The sequence below is a fragment of the Streptomyces sp. Y20 genome (assembly GCF_043195475.1).
GTDB lineage: Bacteria > Actinomycetota > Actinomycetes > Streptomycetales > Streptomycetaceae > Streptomyces.
The window spans coordinates 352,498-368,626 of the sequence record NZ_JBIDDP010000001.1; the positions used below are offsets into that span (position 1 = coordinate 352,498).

General features: G+C 72.7%; 18 protein-coding genes. 12 read left to right on the forward strand and 6 right to left on the reverse strand.

What is annotated here, in order from left to right; all coding sequences use genetic code 11:
- Positions 1 to 136: 136 nt before the first annotated feature.
- Positions 137 to 637, forward strand: a complete 501-nt coding sequence (locus ACGFT1_RS01650; RefSeq protein WP_373907010.1) for a peptidylprolyl isomerase — start codon at positions 137 to 139, stop codon at positions 635 to 637.
- Between the two features lie 66 nt (positions 638 to 703).
- Here ACGFT1_RS01650 and ACGFT1_RS01655 read toward each other — a convergent pair whose 3' ends face one another.
- Complete coding sequence (locus tag ACGFT1_RS01655) at positions 704 to 1,483, reverse strand: thioesterase II family protein (protein WP_373907011.1); 780 nt, start codon at positions 1,481 to 1,483, stop codon at positions 704 to 706.
- 182 nt (positions 1,484 to 1,665) lie between these two features.
- Between ACGFT1_RS01655 and ACGFT1_RS01660 the strand changes: the two genes are divergently transcribed.
- From ACGFT1_RS01660 to ACGFT1_RS01700, 9 genes are all read left to right on the forward strand, one after another.
- On the forward strand, positions 1,666 to 2,310 hold the full coding sequence (locus ACGFT1_RS01660) for a transcriptional regulator (RefSeq protein WP_373907012.1): 645 nt from the start codon (positions 1,666 to 1,668) through the stop codon (positions 2,308 to 2,310).
- A 10-nt stretch (positions 2,311 to 2,320) separates the two neighbouring features.
- Complete coding sequence (locus tag ACGFT1_RS01665; protein WP_373907013.1) at positions 2,321 to 3,487, forward strand: alanine racemase; 1,167 nt, start codon at positions 2,321 to 2,323, stop codon at positions 3,485 to 3,487.
- Between the two features lie 54 nt (positions 3,488 to 3,541).
- On the forward strand, positions 3,542 to 4,510 hold the full coding sequence (locus ACGFT1_RS01670; protein ID WP_373907014.1) for a threo-3-hydroxy-L-aspartate ammonia-lyase: 969 nt from the start codon (positions 3,542 to 3,544) through the stop codon (positions 4,508 to 4,510).
- 177 nt (positions 4,511 to 4,687) lie between these two features.
- Positions 4,688 to 4,948: a GlsB/YeaQ/YmgE family stress response membrane protein gene (locus tag ACGFT1_RS01675; RefSeq protein WP_373907015.1), complete on the forward strand. Its 261-nt coding sequence runs from the start codon at positions 4,688 to 4,690 to the stop codon at positions 4,946 to 4,948.
- A 124-nt stretch (positions 4,949 to 5,072) separates the two neighbouring features.
- Positions 5,073 to 5,315, forward strand: a complete 243-nt coding sequence (locus ACGFT1_RS01680) for an acyl carrier protein (RefSeq protein ID WP_373907016.1) — start codon at positions 5,073 to 5,075, stop codon at positions 5,313 to 5,315.
- A gap of 108 nt (positions 5,316 to 5,423) precedes the next feature.
- Positions 5,424 to 6,368, forward strand: a complete 945-nt coding sequence (locus ACGFT1_RS01685) for a Rieske 2Fe-2S domain-containing protein (RefSeq protein WP_373907017.1) — start codon at positions 5,424 to 5,426, stop codon at positions 6,366 to 6,368.
- A gap of 298 nt (positions 6,369 to 6,666) precedes the next feature.
- Positions 6,667 to 7,866, forward strand: coding sequence for a hypothetical protein (locus tag ACGFT1_RS01690; protein WP_373907018.1), 1,200 nt, complete (start codon positions 6,667 to 6,669; stop codon positions 7,864 to 7,866).
- 11 nt (positions 7,867 to 7,877) lie between these two features.
- Positions 7,878 to 8,468, forward strand: coding sequence for a hemerythrin domain-containing protein (locus ACGFT1_RS01695; protein ID WP_373907019.1), 591 nt, complete (start codon positions 7,878 to 7,880; stop codon positions 8,466 to 8,468).
- A 198-nt stretch (positions 8,469 to 8,666) separates the two neighbouring features.
- The gene (locus ACGFT1_RS01700; protein ID WP_373907020.1) at positions 8,667 to 9,761 is read left to right on the forward strand and encodes a glutamate--cysteine ligase; all 1,095 of its coding nucleotides are present in this window, start codon (positions 8,667 to 8,669) and stop codon (positions 9,759 to 9,761) included.
- Between the two features lie 130 nt (positions 9,762 to 9,891).
- Here ACGFT1_RS01700 and ACGFT1_RS01705 read toward each other — a convergent pair whose 3' ends face one another.
- The 4 genes from ACGFT1_RS01705 to ACGFT1_RS01720 all read right to left on the reverse strand — a co-directional run bounded on the left by ACGFT1_RS01705 (position 9,892) and on the right by ACGFT1_RS01720 (position 12,766).
- A complete protein-coding gene (locus ACGFT1_RS01705; protein WP_373907636.1) occupies positions 9,892 to 10,356 on the reverse strand; it encodes an SPW repeat protein in 465 nt (154 codons plus the stop codon).
- 108 nt (positions 10,357 to 10,464) lie between these two features.
- A complete protein-coding gene (locus ACGFT1_RS01710) occupies positions 10,465 to 11,163 on the reverse strand; it encodes a hemerythrin domain-containing protein (protein ID WP_373907021.1) in 699 nt (232 codons plus the stop codon).
- Positions 11,160 to 11,333, reverse strand: a complete 174-nt coding sequence (locus ACGFT1_RS01715; protein ID WP_373907022.1) for a hypothetical protein — start codon at positions 11,331 to 11,333, stop codon at positions 11,160 to 11,162. Before ACGFT1_RS01715 ends, ACGFT1_RS01710 begins: the two co-directional genes overlap by 4 nt.
- Positions 11,334 to 11,728: 395 nt before the next feature.
- On the reverse strand, positions 11,729 to 12,766 hold the full coding sequence (locus tag ACGFT1_RS01720; protein WP_373907023.1) for a zinc-dependent alcohol dehydrogenase family protein: 1,038 nt from the start codon (positions 12,764 to 12,766) through the stop codon (positions 11,729 to 11,731).
- A 296-nt stretch (positions 12,767 to 13,062) separates the two neighbouring features.
- On the opposite strand from ACGFT1_RS01720, the gene ACGFT1_RS01725 reads away from it, so the two are divergent.
- Positions 13,063 to 13,584: a DoxX family protein gene (locus ACGFT1_RS01725; protein WP_373907024.1), complete on the forward strand. Its 522-nt coding sequence runs from the start codon at positions 13,063 to 13,065 to the stop codon at positions 13,582 to 13,584.
- On the opposite strand, the gene ACGFT1_RS01730 is transcribed toward ACGFT1_RS01725, so the two are convergent.
- On the reverse strand, positions 13,525 to 14,559 hold the full coding sequence (locus tag ACGFT1_RS01730; RefSeq protein ID WP_373907637.1) for a GlxA family transcriptional regulator: 1,035 nt from the start codon (positions 14,557 to 14,559) through the stop codon (positions 13,525 to 13,527). The two genes, ACGFT1_RS01725 and ACGFT1_RS01730, sit on opposite strands and share 60 nt — an antisense overlap.
- 139 nt (positions 14,560 to 14,698) lie before the next feature.
- On the opposite strand from ACGFT1_RS01730, the gene ACGFT1_RS01735 reads away from it, so the two are divergent.
- On the forward strand, positions 14,699 to 15,622 hold the full coding sequence (locus ACGFT1_RS01735; protein WP_373907025.1) for an NADP-dependent oxidoreductase: 924 nt from the start codon (positions 14,699 to 14,701) through the stop codon (positions 15,620 to 15,622).
- The last annotated feature ends 507 nt before the right edge of the window (positions 15,623 to 16,129 follow it).

The following is a 16,129-nucleotide window of genomic DNA, read 5'->3' on the forward strand; positions in this document are numbered from 1 at the left end:
GGGTGTGCCCTCTGTGGTCATATATTCCCTGGTGCGCGCGAGGTCCTGATCGTCGTGGCCCTCGGTCGCACCAGGGAAACGGCCGCCCGGCCGTACCGTACGCGTGGGCAGGGCCCACGGGAACAAGGAGATTGTGATGTCGTCCGTCGAGCTGAACACCAACTTCGGCCGTATCGTGCTGGAGCTCAACGACGCCGAGGCGCCCAAGACCGTCGAGAACTTCCTGACGTACGTGCGCAACGGCCACTACGACGGCACGATCTTCCACCGGGTGATCCCCGGCTTCATGGTCCAGGGCGGCGGTTTCACCCCGGACATGTCCCAGAAGCCCACCCTGGGCGCGATCCAGAACGAGGCCGACAACGGCCTGAAGAACAACGCCTACACGGTGGCGATGGCGCGGACGAGCGACCCGCACTCCGCGACGGCCCAGTTCTTCATCAACGTGTCCGACAACGCCTTCCTCAACTACACGGCGAAGACCCCGAACGGCTGGGGCTACGCCGTGTTCGGCCGGGTCATCGAGGGCCAGGACGTCGTCGACTCCATCAAGGGCGTCAAGACGGGCAGCCGGCAGGGGCACCAGGACGTTCCCGCCGAGCCCGTGGTGATCGAGTCCGCCAAGGTCCTGGGCTGACGCACACCACGCGGGCGGCACCGCTGTGCCGGTGCCGCCTGTGCCGTCCCGGGCCGCCGGCGCGGCTCAGGCCACCGTCCCCGCGGCGGGCCCCAGCCGCCGTAGCGCGGCCCTGACCTCGGCCAGTACGGCCTCCTGCTGCGCCACCAGATAGAAGTGCGCGCCGGGAAAGACCCGCAGCTCGAACGCCCCGTCGGTCTCCTCGGCCCAGGTCCGGGCCTCGTCGAGGGTCAGCCGGGGATCGGCGTCGCCGGTCATCGCGACGACGGGGCAGCTCAGCCGCGGTCCGGGAGTGCGCCGGTAGGTCTCCACCGCCCGGTAGTCGGCGCGCAGCACGGGCAGGACCATCCGCAGCAGCTCCTCGTCCTCCAGCAGGGCGGCGTCGGTGCCTTCGAGCTTGGTGACCTCCGCGATCAGCTGTGCGTCGTCGCCCTGGTGGAGGGTCTCGGTCCGCACCAGGGACGGGCCCCGGCGGCCTGAGGCGAAGAACATCGCGGGGGGCCGCCCGGCGGCCTCGAGGAGTCGGGCCAGTTCGTAGCCGACCATGGCGCCCATGCTGTGCCCGAACAGGACCAGCGGCGTGTCCTGCCCATCGTCCAGCGCGCGGAACACCCCTTGCGCCAGTTCCTGGATGGCGCCGGCCAGGGGTTCGTCGCAGCGGTCCTGCCGGCCGGGGTACTGCACCGCGCGCACGTCCACGGCGGGCGAGAGCGCCTTGGAAAGGGGGAAGTAGAAGCTCGCGGAGCCGCCGGCGTGCGGCAGGCAGAGCAGCCGCGGCGCTCCCGGTGTCGGCCGGTGGAAACTGCGCAGCCACAACTGGTGCTCCGCGGCGGGCCGTTCGGCCATGGTTCCCCCTCGCTGGACTGTGGAACGTGCGGTACGGCATGCGCTCGGACAGACGGTACTCGGGCGCCGGCTCCCCGTGCGCGAGGGGCGGCGCCCGGCGGACTGGACACCGGCCGGACAATTTCTTAGCCTTACCGTCCAGAGTTGGACGTTCGGTCGAAGGCCGGGGGAGGAACGTTTCCGTGGACGACCTCGCCGACAGCGCGGAGGCGGACGAGCACCTCGTCCGGGAGGCCGAGAAGATCGCCGTCGCCCTGGGCCGCATGTTCCCGGGGCTGTGCGAGGTGGTCCTGCACGACCTGCGGACCCCGCGCCACGCGGTCCGGGTGATCGAGAACAACCTGTCGGGGCGCCGGATCGGCGACTCCGTCACGGAGTTGGGCCTGGCCCGCATCGCCGACCCGGAGTACCCGAGCGTCCTCCAGAACTACCCCAACCGGTTCCCCGACGGCCGCCCCGCGAAGAGCACGTCCATCGGCATCAGGAACGCGGCCGGCGAGTACATCGCGGCACTGTGCCTGAACCTCGACGTGTCCGTCCTGTCCCCGGTGACCCTGGCGCTGTCGAACCTCGTGGCCACGGACACCGGCCACCGCGACGAGCCGCTGGAGGCCCTGCGGGACCGCAACGCGCGCGAGCTCCGGCAAGCGGTGGAGGCGCACGCCGCGGAGCGTGCGGCGACGCCCCGCTCGCTGAGCCGGGAGGACAAGAGGGCGCTCGTACGACAGCTTCAGCGCGACGGCTACTTCGCCTCGCGCGACGCCGCCCGGACCATCGCGGACCTGCTCGGCGTGTCCCGGGCGACGGTCTACAACTACGCGAAGTGAGGGCCCGCCCATGACCGCCCCCCTCTCCCCCGCCGCCCCGACCCTGGCAGGCCCCGACACCCCGTTCGCCGTGGTCGACGTCCACCGGATGCGACGCAACATCGCCCGCCTGCGGGCCAGGGCCGACCGGCTCGGGGTTCCGCTGCGCCCCCATGTGAAGACGGCCAAGAGCCTCGACGCCGCCGCCCTCCTGCACGACGGCACCCCCGGCCCCGTCACCGTCTCCACCCTCGCCGAGGCCGAGGCCTTCGCCGCCGCCGGCTACACCGACATCACCTACGCCGTCGGCATCGACCCCCGCAAACTCCCGCGCGTCATCGCCCTTTCACGCCGCGGGGTCACCCTGCGCGTCCTGCTGGACAGCGCCGAGCAGGCGCGGTGCGTCGCCGCGGCGGCGGGCGAGGCCGGCATCGCCGTCCCCGCCCAGATCGAGATCGACTGCGACGGCCACCGCGGCGGACTGAAGCCCGACGCGCCCGAACTCACCGGCATCGGCCGCGTCCTGGACGACGCGGGCTGCCTGGACGGCGTCCTCACCCACGCCGGCGAGTCGTACTTCGCCCCCACCGACGAGGAGCGGCGCGTCGCGGCGCGCAACGAACGCGACAGCGCCGTCGCCGCGGCCGGCCGGCTGCGCGCCTGCGGTCTGCCCGTGCACACCGTCAGCGTGGGCTCCACCCCCACCGCCCACGCCGCCGACGACCTCGCCGGCGTCACCGAACTGCGCGCCGGCACCTACGTCTTCTTCGACCTGGTGATGGCCGGTCTCGGCGTGTGCACCGTCGACGATCTCGCCCTGTCGGTCGTCGTCACCGTCATCGGCCACCGCCCCGGGTACGGCCGGCTCATCACCGACGGCGGCTGGATGGCCATGTCCCGCGACCGCGGCACCGCCGCGCAGGCACGGGACCAGGGCTACGGGCTGGTCGCCGACCTGTCCGGCACGCTGATCCCCGGCTTGGTCATGACCGCCGCGAGCCAGGAGCACGGCACCCTCACCGCCCGCGACGGCGCCCCGCTGCCCGCCCTCCCCGTCGGCACCCGCCTGCGCGTCCTGCCCAACCACGCCTGCGCCACCGCCGCCCAGCACCGGGGCTACCACGTCGTGGACGGCTCCCGGAGCATCACCGGCGCTCCCGCGATCGAGGCGTTCTGGCCCCGCGTCGCCGGCTGGTGACCTGCGCCCGGCATCACCCGGTCCCCCGCCTCCTCAACCCCCCAAGGACCCCGAATGGCCGCCGTACCGCCCGTTTCGTTCGACGACGTCCGTGAGGCCGCCGCCCGCCTGAAGGGCATCGCCCACCGCACCCCCGTCCTCACCTCCCGCACCCTGAACTCCCTCGTGGGCGCCGAGGTGTTCATCAAGGCGGAGAACTTCCAGCGGGTCGGTGCCTTCAAGTTCCGCGGCGCCTACAACGCGGCCGCACAGCTGCCGCCCGGGCAGCTGGCCAGGGGCATCGCGGCCTATTCCTCAGGCAACCACGCCCAGGCCACGGCTCTGGCCGCCCGCGAACTGGGCACCACCGCGGTCATCCTGATGCCCGAGGACGCGCCCCGCTCCAAGCGGGAGGCGACCGCCGGGTACGGGGCGGAGGTCGTCACCTACGACCGCTACACGCAGGACCGCACCGCGCTCGGCCACGCCCTGGCCGCGGACCGGGGCCTGGCCCTGATCCCGCCCTACGACGACCCGCACGTCGTCGCCGGGCAGGGCACCGCCGCTCTCGAACTCCTGGAGGACACCGGCCCGCTGGACGCCCTCGTGGTGCCCGTGGGAGGCGGCGGCCTGATCGCGGGCAGCGCCACCGCCGCCAAGGCACTGCACCCGGGCATCCGGGTCATCGGCGTCGAGCCGGAGGCCGGTGACGACACCAAGCGCTCCCTGGAGAGCGGCGCACGCGTCACCGTCCCCGTCCCCCGCACCATCGCCGACGGACAGGCGCTGGCCACGCCCGGCGAGATCACCTTTCCCCTCAACCAGCGTCTGGTGGACGGCATCGCACTGGTCAGCGACGCCGAGATCGTCACCGCCATGCGCTTCGCCTTCGAGCGCCTGAAGATCGTCCTCGAACCGAGCGGCGCCACACCGCTGGCCGCCCTGCTGGCCGGCCGCGTCGACGATCCGCCACGGCGGATCGGTCTGATCGCGTCCGGCGGCAACATCGACACCCGGCGCTTCACCGAACTCCTCTCCGCCTGACGGCCACTGACCGGCCGTGCGGGCCGTCGGGCCCTGTCCGTCCGTTGCCGCGGTCGCGGTGCCGTCAGCGGGCGAAGGCGACTTCACGCCGGATGTCTTCGCAACGCGCAGGCGTAAGCCCTCCGTCCAGGGGCACGTGAGGATCAACGGACTTCGTGCACTGTGGAAGGAGAAGTCGTGTCGTTCTTGTGGGCCATCATCGCGGGACTGATCATCGGACTGCTGGCCAAGCTGGTCCTCCCGGGGCGTCAGCCCATCCCGCTCTGGCTGACGGTCATCATGGGCATCATCGGCGCGGTCGCCGGCAACGCGCTCGCCACTGCTTTCGGGGTCCGCGACACCGGCGGCATCGACTGGATCCGCCACATCTTCCAGATAGGCGTCGCAGCTCTCCTCATCGCTTTCGTCACCCCGCTCTGGGCCCGACGACACGCCTGAAACCCCGCGTGAGAAGTCCCCGTCAGCACCCGCTGCCGGGGACTTGCTCATGTACGGGCGTTTCAGCCCCCGAAACGGTGAAACCCAGCTCTTGTCCCTATGACGAGATGGCCCAGGAGGACTCATGGCGACAGGAGAGACCGGATTCAGTGATGTCGTGTTCGACCTCATCTCCGTCCAGTACCACTCCCTGAAGGCCGGACACGACTACGGCCAGTACGTGCGGGACGCGGAGAACGCGGGCAAGAAGGAGATCGCCGACTTCTTCCGCGGCGTCATGGAGCAGGACTCCGAGCGCGCCGCCCGTTGCCACCGGTTCCTGGCCGAGCTGTCCGGCACGCAGGACGCCGGTCCGGCGGTGAGCTGACGCCATGCCCCGGCCCGCGCCGCGGGCCGGGGCATGGCGAACGGAGGCGGCCGCCGGTACGGCGGCCGCCTCCGTTTGCCGTCCGGGCAGCGGGGGACCCGGCCGCCCATGAGCACTTCGCCTCGTCGCCGCGGCCGTTCCCCGCGGCAGAACACATTCCTTCGGCTGCTGGACCGGCTGGAACGGGATCCGCGGGCCGACCGTGTGATCGGCGCCCTGCGCACGGGCACGCGGTCCCTGCCGCTCGGCGCGGCACGGGACGCGCTCCATGGCAGGTGGCTGGGCCACCCGGTGCATCCGCTGATGGTGCAGGTGCCGATCGGGAGCTGGCTGTCCGCCGCGGTGCTGGATCTGCGGCCCGTACGCTCCCCCGGGTCGGCGCTGCTGATCGGCGTCGGGCTGGCCACGGCCGCGCCCGCCGCCCTGGCCGGTGCCGTGGACTGGGCGGAACTGCACCCCCAGCAGCAGCGCATCGGTCTGGTGCACGCCCTGGCCAACACCGCGGCCGTCGGCCTGTACGGCGTCTCGCTCGTCCGCCGTCTCCAGGGCCGTGGGGCGGCGGGCCGCGCGTACGGGTTCCTGGGACTGACCGCGGTCGGGCTCGGCGGCGCCCTGGGCGGGCATCTGGCCTATCGCCAGGCTTCCGGCGCCAATCACACGGAAGAGGTTCCGCACGTCGTCACCGAGGGCTGGCACCGCGTCGGCCCCGTCGAGACCTTCCCGCCCGGTCAGGCGGTGCGGCGCAGCGTGGACGACGTCCCCGTACTGGTCGTACGGGAGGACGGGGGGACGCTGCACGCGCTGGCCGAACGGTGCAGCCATCTCGCCGGGCCGCTGTCCCAGGGCACGGTCGCCGACGGCTGTGTCCGGTGCCCCTGGCACGGCAGCGTCTTCCGGCTCTCCGACGGCCTGAACGTACGCGGTCCCGCCACCGCGCCCCAGCCCGCCTTCGACGCGCGGACCGTCGACGGTCACGTCGAGGTGCGGCTGCGCCGGCCGGAACGGGACCACGGATCGCCGGCGGGCCGGCAGGGGGACGGGCGGGAGACCTGACCCGCGGCGGACACGGGCGGCGGCGGGCCACCGGCCCGCCGCCGTCGCGCGGGTGGCGTGCGCCGGCCCTCGGGACCGGTGGCGGGGCCGCTCGCACAGGTGTCGATCCGGTCGTCCCACACGTCACTCGCGATGTCACGTCAGCTGGCCCACCTGGGCGAATCATGTATCACCCGAGCCCCCACCAGTGGCTGAAACGCACCGGTAGCGCCCAGACTCGGTGACGGACCTGTGGCCCGTGTCCTTGGCGGGGTACCCGCCGGCCCCGCAACTCGCCCTGCTCTTGGAGGCACCCCCCATGACGTTCAACCCACTGGAGCAGCGGGGTATCCCGCTCGACCGCCAGCTGCGCAGCTGGCGTGAGCTGAACGTGCAACCGATCGACCCCGACCGCTGCGACCCGTACACCCGCTGCCGGATCATCACGATGAACGGGATCGAGGTGGAGGCCATCCTCTTCAGCCACCAGCTCGCCCGTCACACGCCCGACCCGGAGCTGAAGCGGCAGCTCGCCCGGACCCGGTACATCGAGGCACAGCAGCAGAAAGTGGTCAACTGGCTGCTGCCGGGTGTCTCCTCGGTGCTCGAGACGACGATCGCCTACGAGCAGGTCGCGGTGGACCTGACGGCGTGGGTGGCACGGATGGAGCCGGATCCCTACCTCAAGCAGGCGTACCAGTTCGGCGTGCTGGAGGACTTCGACCACCTGTACCGGTACGCGAACCTGTACGAGATGATCGAGCACCGCAAGGCGGAGTCGATCGTCGACGACCTCACCGAGGTCATGCCGGGCCGTCCCACCCGGTACCACCACCGCGACCCGGTCGACAACGTCCGTGACCCGTACGACAAGAACACGACGAACCCGCTGTCGAAGCTGCACGCGCTGACGATCCTGTCGGCGGAACAGCAGACGATGAACTTCTACATGAACACCGGCCCCACCTACATGGAACCGATCGCCCGGCAGCTCTATCAGGAGATCGGGCTGATCGAGGAGGAACACGTCACCCACTACGAGTCCCTCGTCGACCCGGGCGAGACCTGGTGGGAGCAGCTGGTCAACCACGAGTACAACGAGTGCTACCTGTACCACTCCTTCATGGAGCAGGAGAGCGACCCCAGGGTGAAGGCGATCTGGGAGCTGCATCTGAACATGGAGCTGGAGCACCTGCACATCGCCTGCGACCTGATGCGCCGCCACGACGGCCGCGACCCGCAGGAGGTCCTGGCTCCGGAGCTGCCCAACGTGCTCACCTTCGAGCCGAACAAGCAGTACCTGCGCGAACTGCTCGACACCCAGATGGACCTGACCACCCTCGGCGCGGGCTACGTCCGCGAGGCCCACGAGCGGTTCGAGAGGATGCAGGAGCGCATCCACGGCGGCGAGGATCCCCCGAGCGACCGGGTCATGGCCGAGCACGACGCCATGTTCGGCCGCGAGTACCGCGTGCAGTCCGAGGGCGAGCACCCCGACCCCGCCCAGCGCGAGAAGTGAGGCGGCCGCACATGTCCGAGCTGCACACCCCGCAGGCCGGTGACGACCACGCGCCCGACATCGATGTCGTCGCCCTGCTGATGCGTCAGCACGGTGACATCCGCAACCTGTTCGACGAGGTCGAGCGGAGCGAGGGCGACGAGCGCCGCGAGGCCTTCCGCCGCCTGGTACGGCTGCTCGCCGTGCACGAGACCGCCGAGGAGGAGGTCGTGCACCCCTTCGTCCGGCGGGCGGTGTCGGGTGGGGAGCGGGTCGTCGAGGACCGGCTCGCCGAGGAGAAGGCCGCCAAGGAGACCCTCGCGGAGCTGGACGACATGGACACCGACGACCCGGCGTTCATGCCGCGGCTGATGAAGCTGCGCGCGGACGTGCAGGAGCACGCGCGGGCGGAGGAACGCTACGAGTTCTCCCACATCCGCCGCAGCACCGACGTCACCAACCTCTCCACCATGGCCAAGGCGGTCAAGGCCGCGGAGGCCATGGCCCCCACACGGCCCCACCCGGGTGCCCAGACGGCCGCGGCCAACATGGCGCTCGGCCCGGTGGCGGCCCTCATGGACCGCACCAAGGACGCCATGCGCAAGGCGACGGGCAAGCACTGAGCCGCCTCGCGCATCCTCGGCACCGCACGCCCGCCCGGCACAGGATGCGCGGCGGGTTCGGAGGCGGAACCATGGTGGCACTTGGATACGTCCCCGCACACGATCGGGGCGGCGCCGGGCACGGAGCGGCAGCGCGCCGGCCCGAAGGGCGTGCCCGTTGCCTTCCGGGCAGCGCGCCGCGGGAACGGGAGGCCCAGGATGACGACCGTCGGTGTCGAAGAGGAGTACCTGCTCGTCGAGCCGGCCAGTGGCCGGCTGGCGGCGCGCGCGGAGAAGGTCCGCGCCGCGGCCGGCCTCGAACCCTTCGTCGCACCGCGGGAGATCCAGCCGGAGCTGCTGCAGGCCCAGGTCGAGGTGGCCACTCCGGTGTGCGAGTCGCTGGACGAGGTCGGCGGCCACCTGCTGCGTCTGCGGCACGCCGTGGCCGGGGCGGCCGAGGCGCACGGCTGCCGCCTGGTGGCCAGCGGGACGCCGCCGCTGCGCCAGGCGCTGCCCGTCCCCGTCACCGACCAGGCCCGCTACCGTGCCATGCAGCAGCAGGCGCCGCAGCTGGTGGCCGAGCAGATGGTCAACGGCATGCACGTGCACGTCGCCATCGCCGGCCGGCAGGTGGGCGTGCAGGTACTGAACCGGATCCGGGGGTGGCTTCCGGTCCTGACCGCCATGTCGGCGAACAGCCCGTTGTGGAACGGGCACGACACCGGGTTCGCCAGCTGGCGCACCGTGGTCTTCGACCGCTGGCCGGTCAGCGGCGTCCCGCCGTGCTTCACCGACGAGGCGGACTACGACCTGCGGGTGCAGCGGCTGCTGTCCACGGGGGTGATCGGTGACACCGGCCAGCTGTACTGGCAGGCCCGCATGTCCGAGACGTATCCCACCGTCGAGGTCCGCTGTCTGGACGTGCAGCTGCGCACGGACGAGGCCGCGATGTTCGCCGGCCTGGTGCGCGCCCTGGTCGACACCGCGAGGGAGGAGGCGGCGGCGGGCGTCCCGGCGCCGGACACCCCTCCCGAGCTGGTGGATGTGGCGATGTGGCAGGCGGCGCGGTACGGGCTGGGCGGTGATCTGATCCTTCCCGGGGGTGAGCGCTGCCGGGCGGGCGATGCCGTGTACCGGCTGGTGGCGCACATCGGGCCGGCCCTGGACGCGGCCGGTGACACCCGCGAGGTGACCTCGCTGGTCCACCGGCTGCTCCAGCAGGGAACCGGTGCGGACCGACAGCGGCAGGCGCTGGCCGACGGCGGTCTCGACGCCGTCATCGACATGCTGGTCGAGACGAGCGGCATGCCCTGACGGGCCCATACGTGCGTGGCCCACATGTACGGGACCCACATGTACGCAGCCCACATGTACGGGGCGCGTCCGCCGGGCGGTTCACCCGGCGCACGCGCCCCGTACCGTCAGCCGTGTCGGCCGGCGCCGGTCAGCCGCGGCCCGACCCATAGGGCGCGGACATGTCGCGCCGGGCGTGGGATGTCTCCGCCGCCCGGGCGGCCGCGCTGGCGGCCAGCGCCAGCAGCAGGGCCAACGCACCGGTGATGATGTTGTTCACGATGGTCCTGGTGGTGCTGACGTTGCCGGCCACCACCCAGGGCGCGACGATGGCCCACACGCCCAGGGCGCAGGCCGCCCAGGCCATGCTGTGGGTGCGCTCGTAGGCGCGGCCGAAGCCGCCGCTCATCAGCAGCGCGTAGGCGATGCCGGTGATCAGGTTGCTGACGGCCAGCGTCGACAGGCCGTTGAACCCGGTGATCCAGGGCGACGCGGCGAGGTACAGGCCGGTGAGCAGTGCCAGTGTCTCGATGGCCTGGCCCTTGGGGGTGGTGGTCGCGCGCTCGGCCATCTCGTGGCGTTGCCGCATGTCGATGATGTCCGGGTGCGTCTCCATCGACGGCTTGGGGGAAGTTGCCATGATTCTCACCTTCACAAACGGGGTCTGTCTGGTGTGTCGGGGGTGGCCGGGCACGGGCCGTACCGGCAAAGGCCCGGCGGTCCGTCACGTGGAACCGCGCGCCTGCCTCGGCCGGCCCCGGACGGCGCGCACCAGCAGGGCGACGGCTGCCGTGGTCACCGCCGCGCCGGTGACCGTCACGGCAGTGCGGACCGTGGGGCTGATGCCGGGTACGGCGTCACGGATGCGGTCGAAGACGCTGAGGGGGACGCCCAGCACCGCGTTGCCGGGCGGGCGGCGGGGGACGCCGGGGTGAGGGTGCGTCGGGGCTGTCGCCCGTACGGCTTCCCAGGCGGCGCCGATCCGCCGCAGCCGGCGGTCGTCGAAGGCCTCCCGCAGGCGTGGCAGGAGTTCGTCCTCCTCGTCCCGGATGTCCTGGCGGATGAGAGCGAACGCCTCATCGATCCAGGCCGTGCGCCGCGGGTCGTCGAGCGACCTCTCGACCCGCGCGATCAGATCGTTGATCGCCTGGTGTTCCTCCTCGACCCGGGCGGTCAGGCTCTCCCCGCCGGGGGCGACCCGGCGCAGCACCGGCCACAGAACGGTTTCCTCGGCGAAAGCGTGGCTGAACACCAGTTGCACGATGTCCTGCCACAGCCGCTCCAGGTCACGGCTCGAACCGTGGGCGGCGGCATGGCGCCGCATCATCGCGTCGAGCCGGGCGTGGTCGCGGCGCTGGCGCATCAGGATGCTGCCCTCGCCGCCGAGCGCCGTGGCATCCCGCTGCGCGATCGAGACGGTCATGTCCCGGCCTGCCCGGACGTGTCCCCGGCGTCCGTGGCGCCGTCCTCCTCGTCGGGGGACGCGCCCGACGCGGACTCGGGCTGCCGGCCCTCCTCCTCGGGGTGCACGTCCTGCTCACCGGTGACCTGCTCCAGCGGGCTCGAGGCCTCGTTCTCCTGGGGGCTGCTCATATCGACTCCTCGCGGAACGTTGTACTGGCGCCCGGGTCCCCCTTTTTCCGGCGATTCACCCCCGGCACCCGGTAATTCGACGGGCTCTGCTCACCGCCCGGGGCGGGGCGGGACGGCGGGTGGCCGGGGGCCGGGGGTTGGGTGTTCGTCCTGCGAGGGCGTGGTCAGGCTCCGGAGGAGTGTTGGGGAAGCAGGCACCCGCGCCCCGCCGGATTCGGCCGGGCCGCGTCGGTCCGTCTGCCCGCCCTTTTCCGTCTGGAGTACGCCGATGCGCCCGCGGGTCCCGGGCGCCCTCGGCGTCAGAGGCCGAGTCTCTCGCCCGGTACCGTCCGAACCGCCTCGCGCCGTCCGCGACGACCCCGGCCGAAGGCTGCCGGGCTTCCCGCCCGGCGGCGTCAGGGGGTGACCAGGACCTTCAATGCCTCTCGCCGGTCCATGGCCCGGTAGCCGTCGGGCACCTCGTCCAGGCCGATCGTGCGGGTGAAGACGCGCCCCGGGTCGACGGTGCCGTCCAGCACGGCGGGCAGGAGTTCCTCGATGTAGGCGCGGACCGGGGCGGGACCGCCGGTCAGGGTGATGTTGTGGCGGAACAGGCTGCCGAAGCCGACCGGCGCCTCCTCGTACTGCGGTACGCCGACCCGGCTGATCACACCGCCCGGGCGCACCACGCCGACCGCCGTCTCGTAGGCGTTCATGTAGCCGACGCATTCCAGGACGGCGTGCGTGCCGTCGCCGCCGGTCAGTTCCCGCACACGCTCGACGCCCCTCTCCCCGCGCTCGGGGACGACGTCGGTGGCACCGAACTCGCGGCCCAGGTCGGTACGGTCCTTGTGCCGCCCCATGAGGATGACCCGCTCGGCGCCTCGCCGCCGGGCGGAGAGGACCGCCAGCAGACCGACCGCGCCGTCGCCGATGACGGTCACCGTGGTGCGCGGGCCGACGTGCGCCGTCCTGGCGGCGTGGTACCCGGTGCCGTACACGTCGGACAGCGTCAGCAGTGACGGCAGCAGTTCGGAGTCCTCTCCGACGGGCAGCCTCACGAGACTGCCCTGCGCCTGCGGGACGCGGACCGCCTCGGCCTGGCCGCCGCAGCCGCTGGCGGGGCCGAAGAAACCGCCCTGGGGACAGGACGTGTGCAGGCCTTCCCGGCACAGCGCGCAGGCGTTGTCCGCGAAGGCGAACGGTGCCACCACCAGGTCTCCGCGGTGGAGGCCCGGCACTTCGGCGCCGAGGTCCTCGACGACGCCGAGGAACTCGTGCCCCATGGGAGCGCCCTGGTCCGCCTTCTCCATGGTGTGGTAGGGGTGCAGGTCGCTGCCGCAGATACAGGAACGTACGACGCGGACCACCGCGTCGGTGGGCTGCTCGATCGTCGGTTCGGGGACGTCCTCCACCCGGACGTCGCCGCTGCCGTACATGAATGTGGCTCGCATGAGAGGTTCTCCGCTCGGCCTTGACGGTGGGTGGGGGCGGCCGGTCAGCGGTGACGGCCGCCTGGCGGCACGGGCCGGCGTCCGGCTCCACGCGGTCGCCGCACCCCTGTGCCCCGGACCAGTACCCAGACGGGCGCCACCTGTGCCGGAACGATCTCCGCGGGTGTCCGGCCTTCAGAGGGAACTCAGAGTCTCTGGCGACTGGCGCCCGCGGACGGACCCCGCTACACCAGGACTGTCATGTCCATGAAATGCAGGCCCGGGTCATCCGGGCCTCCCCCTGAGGAGTGACCCCCATGAACTTCTCACCGGCACAACCGTCGGGCGCGGCGCGTTCCGCCCTGGAGGCCCTGTTCCGGCTGGTGACCGGCTTCCTCTTCGCCTGCCACGGCGCGGCGTCCCTGTTCGGCGTGCTGGGCGGCGCCCACGGCGGCGGCACGGTGCCCGCCATGCAGTGGCCCGCCTGGTGGGCCGCGGCCATCGAGCTAACCGGAGGCGCCCTCGTATGCCTGGGCCTGTTCACCCGCGGCGCGGCCGTCCTCTGCTCCGGCTCGATGGCCTACGCCTACTTCAGCGTCCACCAGTCCCACGCCCTGTTCCCGATCGAGAACGGAGGCGAGCCGGCCGTCCTGTTCTGCTGGTCGTTCCTCCTGATCGCGTGCCTGGGACCCGGCGCCTGCGCCGTCGACGTCCTCCTGAGGAGGCGCTCGCTCACCGGGTCCGGCGGCGGTGGCGCCGCCGGGGGCCGGCGGGTGAGGTCAACCGTGGCTGCCGACGAGGTCGGTGGCGCCGAAGGTCCGGCGGTAGGTGGCGGGTGACACCCCGAAGGCCGACCTCATGTGCGCGCGCAGGGAGTTCGCGGAACCGAAGCCGGCCCGGTGCGCGACGAGATCGATCGACAGGTCGGTGGTCTCCAGCAACTGCTTGGCCAGTTCGAGGCGTTGCGCGGTGAGCCACTGCACGGGGGTCGTGCCGACCTCGTCGCGGAACCGCCGGGAGAAGGAGCGCAGGCTCATCCGGGCGTGTTCGGCGAGCTGGGCGAGGGACAGCGGCTCGCCGAGGTGCTCCAGGGCCCAGGCACGGGTGGCGGTGGTGCTGGCGACGGTGGGCACGGGGACCGGGCGGTCGATGTACTGGGCCTGCCCGCCGTCCCGCCAGGGCGGTACGACGCACATGCGGGCGGCCCGGTTGGCGGCGGCGGCACCGTGGTCCCGGCGGATCATGTGCAGGCACAGGTCGACCCCGGCGGCCACGCCGGCGGACGTCAGCACGTCGCCGTCGTCGACGAAGAGGACGTCCTCGTCGACCTTGACCCTGGGGTAGGCACGGCGGAACTCCGGGGCGAGGTTCCAGTGGGTCGTGGCCGGGCGGCCGTCCAGCAGCCCGGCCGCGGCCAGCACGTAGGACCCGGTGCAGATGGACACCAGCCGGGTGCCGGGCCGGATGCGGGCGATGGCCGCGGTGACCTCGGCCGGCAGCGGGCCGCCGCGGCCCAGCTCGGGCATGGCGTGCGTGGGCGGGACGATCACCGTGTCGGCGCCGGCCAGGGCCTCGGGTCCGGCCGCGGGCTGCACGGTGAACCCGGCGTCGCTGAGGACGGGGGCGCCGTCGGCGGTGCAGACGGTGACGGCGTAGAGCGGGCGGCCCCCGGCGTCCTGGACGCTGCCGAAGACACGGGAGGGGATGCCCAGCTCGAAGGGCGGTACCCCGGGCAGGGCGAGCACCGCGATCCGGTGCCGCCGGGGCACCGGCTCCGCCGGGTCCCGCTCGTCCTCCGCCACCGCGCACCACATGTCACTCATGGCCAGATCCTGGCACATCATGGCCGTACGGCCAAAGCCGCGCCGGGCCCGGGTGCCGGATCGTGGACCGCGTCGCGCCGGGGAGGTCCCGGCGCCGGGCCCGATCGATACGGAAGACGAGGCGGACATCATGCGCGCGGTGGTCGTGGAACAGTGGGGCGGACCGGAGAATCTGGTCGAGCGTGAGGTCGAGATGCCGGAACCCGCACCGAACGAGGTCCTGGTGCGCGTCCACGCGGCCGGGGTGAACCCGGTGGACTGGAAGACCCGGGCCGGCGGGGCCCTCATCGAGTGGGGCGCCGTGCCGGCGGTCGGCTGGGACGTGTCCGGCACGGTCGAGGCCGTCGGCCCCGGCGTGGGCGTGTTCCGTCCCGGTGACGAGGTCTTCGGCATGCCGCTGTTCCCGCGTCAGGCGGGCGCCTACGCCGAGTACGTGGCGGCGCCGGCCCGGCATCTCGCCCGCAAGCCGGCGAGCCTGACGCACGTGGAGGCGGCGGCGCTGCCGCTGGCCGCGCTGACCGCCTGGCAGGCGCTGGTGGACACCGCGGACGTGCGTCCCGGTGAACGGGTGCTGGTGCACGCGGCGGCCGGCGGGGTCGGCCATCTCGCGGTGCAGATCGCCAAGGCGCGTGGCGCGTACGTCATCGGCACCGCCAGTGCCGGCAAGCACGACCTGGTGCGCGAGCTGGGCGCGGACGAGGTGGTCGACTACCGCGCCGTACGGTTCGAGGACGTCGTGTCCGGCATCGACGTCGTGCTCGACGGCCTCGGCGGCGAGATCGCCGAGCGGTCCCTGCGGGTGCTGCGGGCCGGCGGCCGGCTGGTCACCCTGCCCGGCCCGGACGACGTCCCCGCCGCCCGGGACGGGGTGCGGGCGGTGTGGATGCTGGTCGAGCCGGACCACCTGGGTCTGCGCGAGATCGCCGCCCTGGTGGAACGCGGCGCGCTGAGGCCGGTGGTCGACACGGTCGTACCGCTGGCACAGGCCGCGAAGGCGCACGAGATCGGCGAACAGGGCCGCACCACCGGCAAGATCGTCCTGACGGTCGTCTGACCGGGGAACGGAGGGCCGGCCCCTGGCCGGTGGGGACACTTCCACCGGCGGGGGTGCCGGTCGCGGCGAGGCCGAGCGGGATCGCAGTGCGCTGCGGGATGTCAGCGGCCCCTGACCGCGGTCGGCACCGGAGGCGCCGCGGACAAGCTCGACGAGAGGCAGTACGGCCAGGACGACGGCCCCTGCCTCCAGGCCCCGCGGACCGGGCGCGTCGTGCACCTGCCGGACGTGCCGGAGGAGACCCGGTGGGGTGGCTGCCCGAGGCTCGCGGCCGGTCCGGGGGGACGCTCCTCGCTGTCCGTACCGATCTCCGTACGCGCCCGCACCGCCGGCGCCCGCAACTCCTGCGCCGCCGTCACCCCGGCCGCGCGGTCAGGGTGATCCGACCCGCCCGAGGGCCTTCCGCATCCGCGCCCCCGGGCCTCTGCCGTACGGACATATGTGCAGGTGAACGGGTGCACCCGTGAAGGTGTCGGGTGGGGCACGGGGCGGTCGGGGCCCCTGCGG

Bases quoted from the DNA above. Each gene is read 5' to 3' on its own strand.
- ACGFT1_RS01650 (WP_373907010.1), top strand. From the start codon at position 137: ATGTCGTCCGTCGAGCTGAACACCAACTTCGGCCGTATCGTGCTGGAG.
- ACGFT1_RS01655 (WP_373907011.1), bottom strand. From the start codon at position 1,483: ATGGCCGAACGGCCCGCCGCGGAGCACCAGTTGTGGCTGCGCAGTTTC.
- ACGFT1_RS01665 (WP_373907013.1), top strand. From the start codon at position 2,321: ATGACCGCCCCCCTCTCCCCCGCCGCCCCGACCCTGGCAGGCCCCGAC.
- ACGFT1_RS01670 (WP_373907014.1), top strand. From the start codon at position 3,542: ATGGCCGCCGTACCGCCCGTTTCGTTCGACGACGTCCGTGAGGCCGCC.
- ACGFT1_RS01680 (WP_373907016.1), top strand. From the start codon at position 5,073: ATGGCGACAGGAGAGACCGGATTCAGTGATGTCGTGTTCGACCTCATC.
- ACGFT1_RS01685 (WP_373907017.1), top strand. From the start codon at position 5,424: ATGAGCACTTCGCCTCGTCGCCGCGGCCGTTCCCCGCGGCAGAACACA.
- ACGFT1_RS01690 (WP_373907018.1), top strand. From the start codon at position 6,667: ATGACGTTCAACCCACTGGAGCAGCGGGGTATCCCGCTCGACCGCCAG.
- ACGFT1_RS01695 (WP_373907019.1), top strand. From the start codon at position 7,878: ATGTCCGAGCTGCACACCCCGCAGGCCGGTGACGACCACGCGCCCGAC.
- ACGFT1_RS01700 (WP_373907020.1), top strand. From the start codon at position 8,667: ATGACGACCGTCGGTGTCGAAGAGGAGTACCTGCTCGTCGAGCCGGCC.
- ACGFT1_RS01705 (WP_373907636.1), bottom strand. From the start codon at position 10,356: ATGGAGACGCACCCGGACATCATCGACATGCGGCAACGCCACGAGATG.
- ACGFT1_RS01710 (WP_373907021.1), bottom strand. From the start codon at position 11,163: ATGACCGTCTCGATCGCGCAGCGGGATGCCACGGCGCTCGGCGGCGAG.
- ACGFT1_RS01715 (WP_373907022.1), bottom strand. From the start codon at position 11,333: ATGAGCAGCCCCCAGGAGAACGAGGCCTCGAGCCCGCTGGAGCAGGTC.
- ACGFT1_RS01720 (WP_373907023.1), bottom strand. From the start codon at position 12,766: ATGCGAGCCACATTCATGTACGGCAGCGGCGACGTCCGGGTGGAGGAC.
- ACGFT1_RS01725 (WP_373907024.1), top strand. From the start codon at position 13,063: ATGAACTTCTCACCGGCACAACCGTCGGGCGCGGCGCGTTCCGCCCTG.
- ACGFT1_RS01730 (WP_373907637.1), bottom strand. From the start codon at position 14,559: ATGTGGTGCGCGGTGGCGGAGGACGAGCGGGACCCGGCGGAGCCGGTG.
- ACGFT1_RS01735 (WP_373907025.1), top strand. From the start codon at position 14,699: ATGCGCGCGGTGGTCGTGGAACAGTGGGGCGGACCGGAGAATCTGGTC.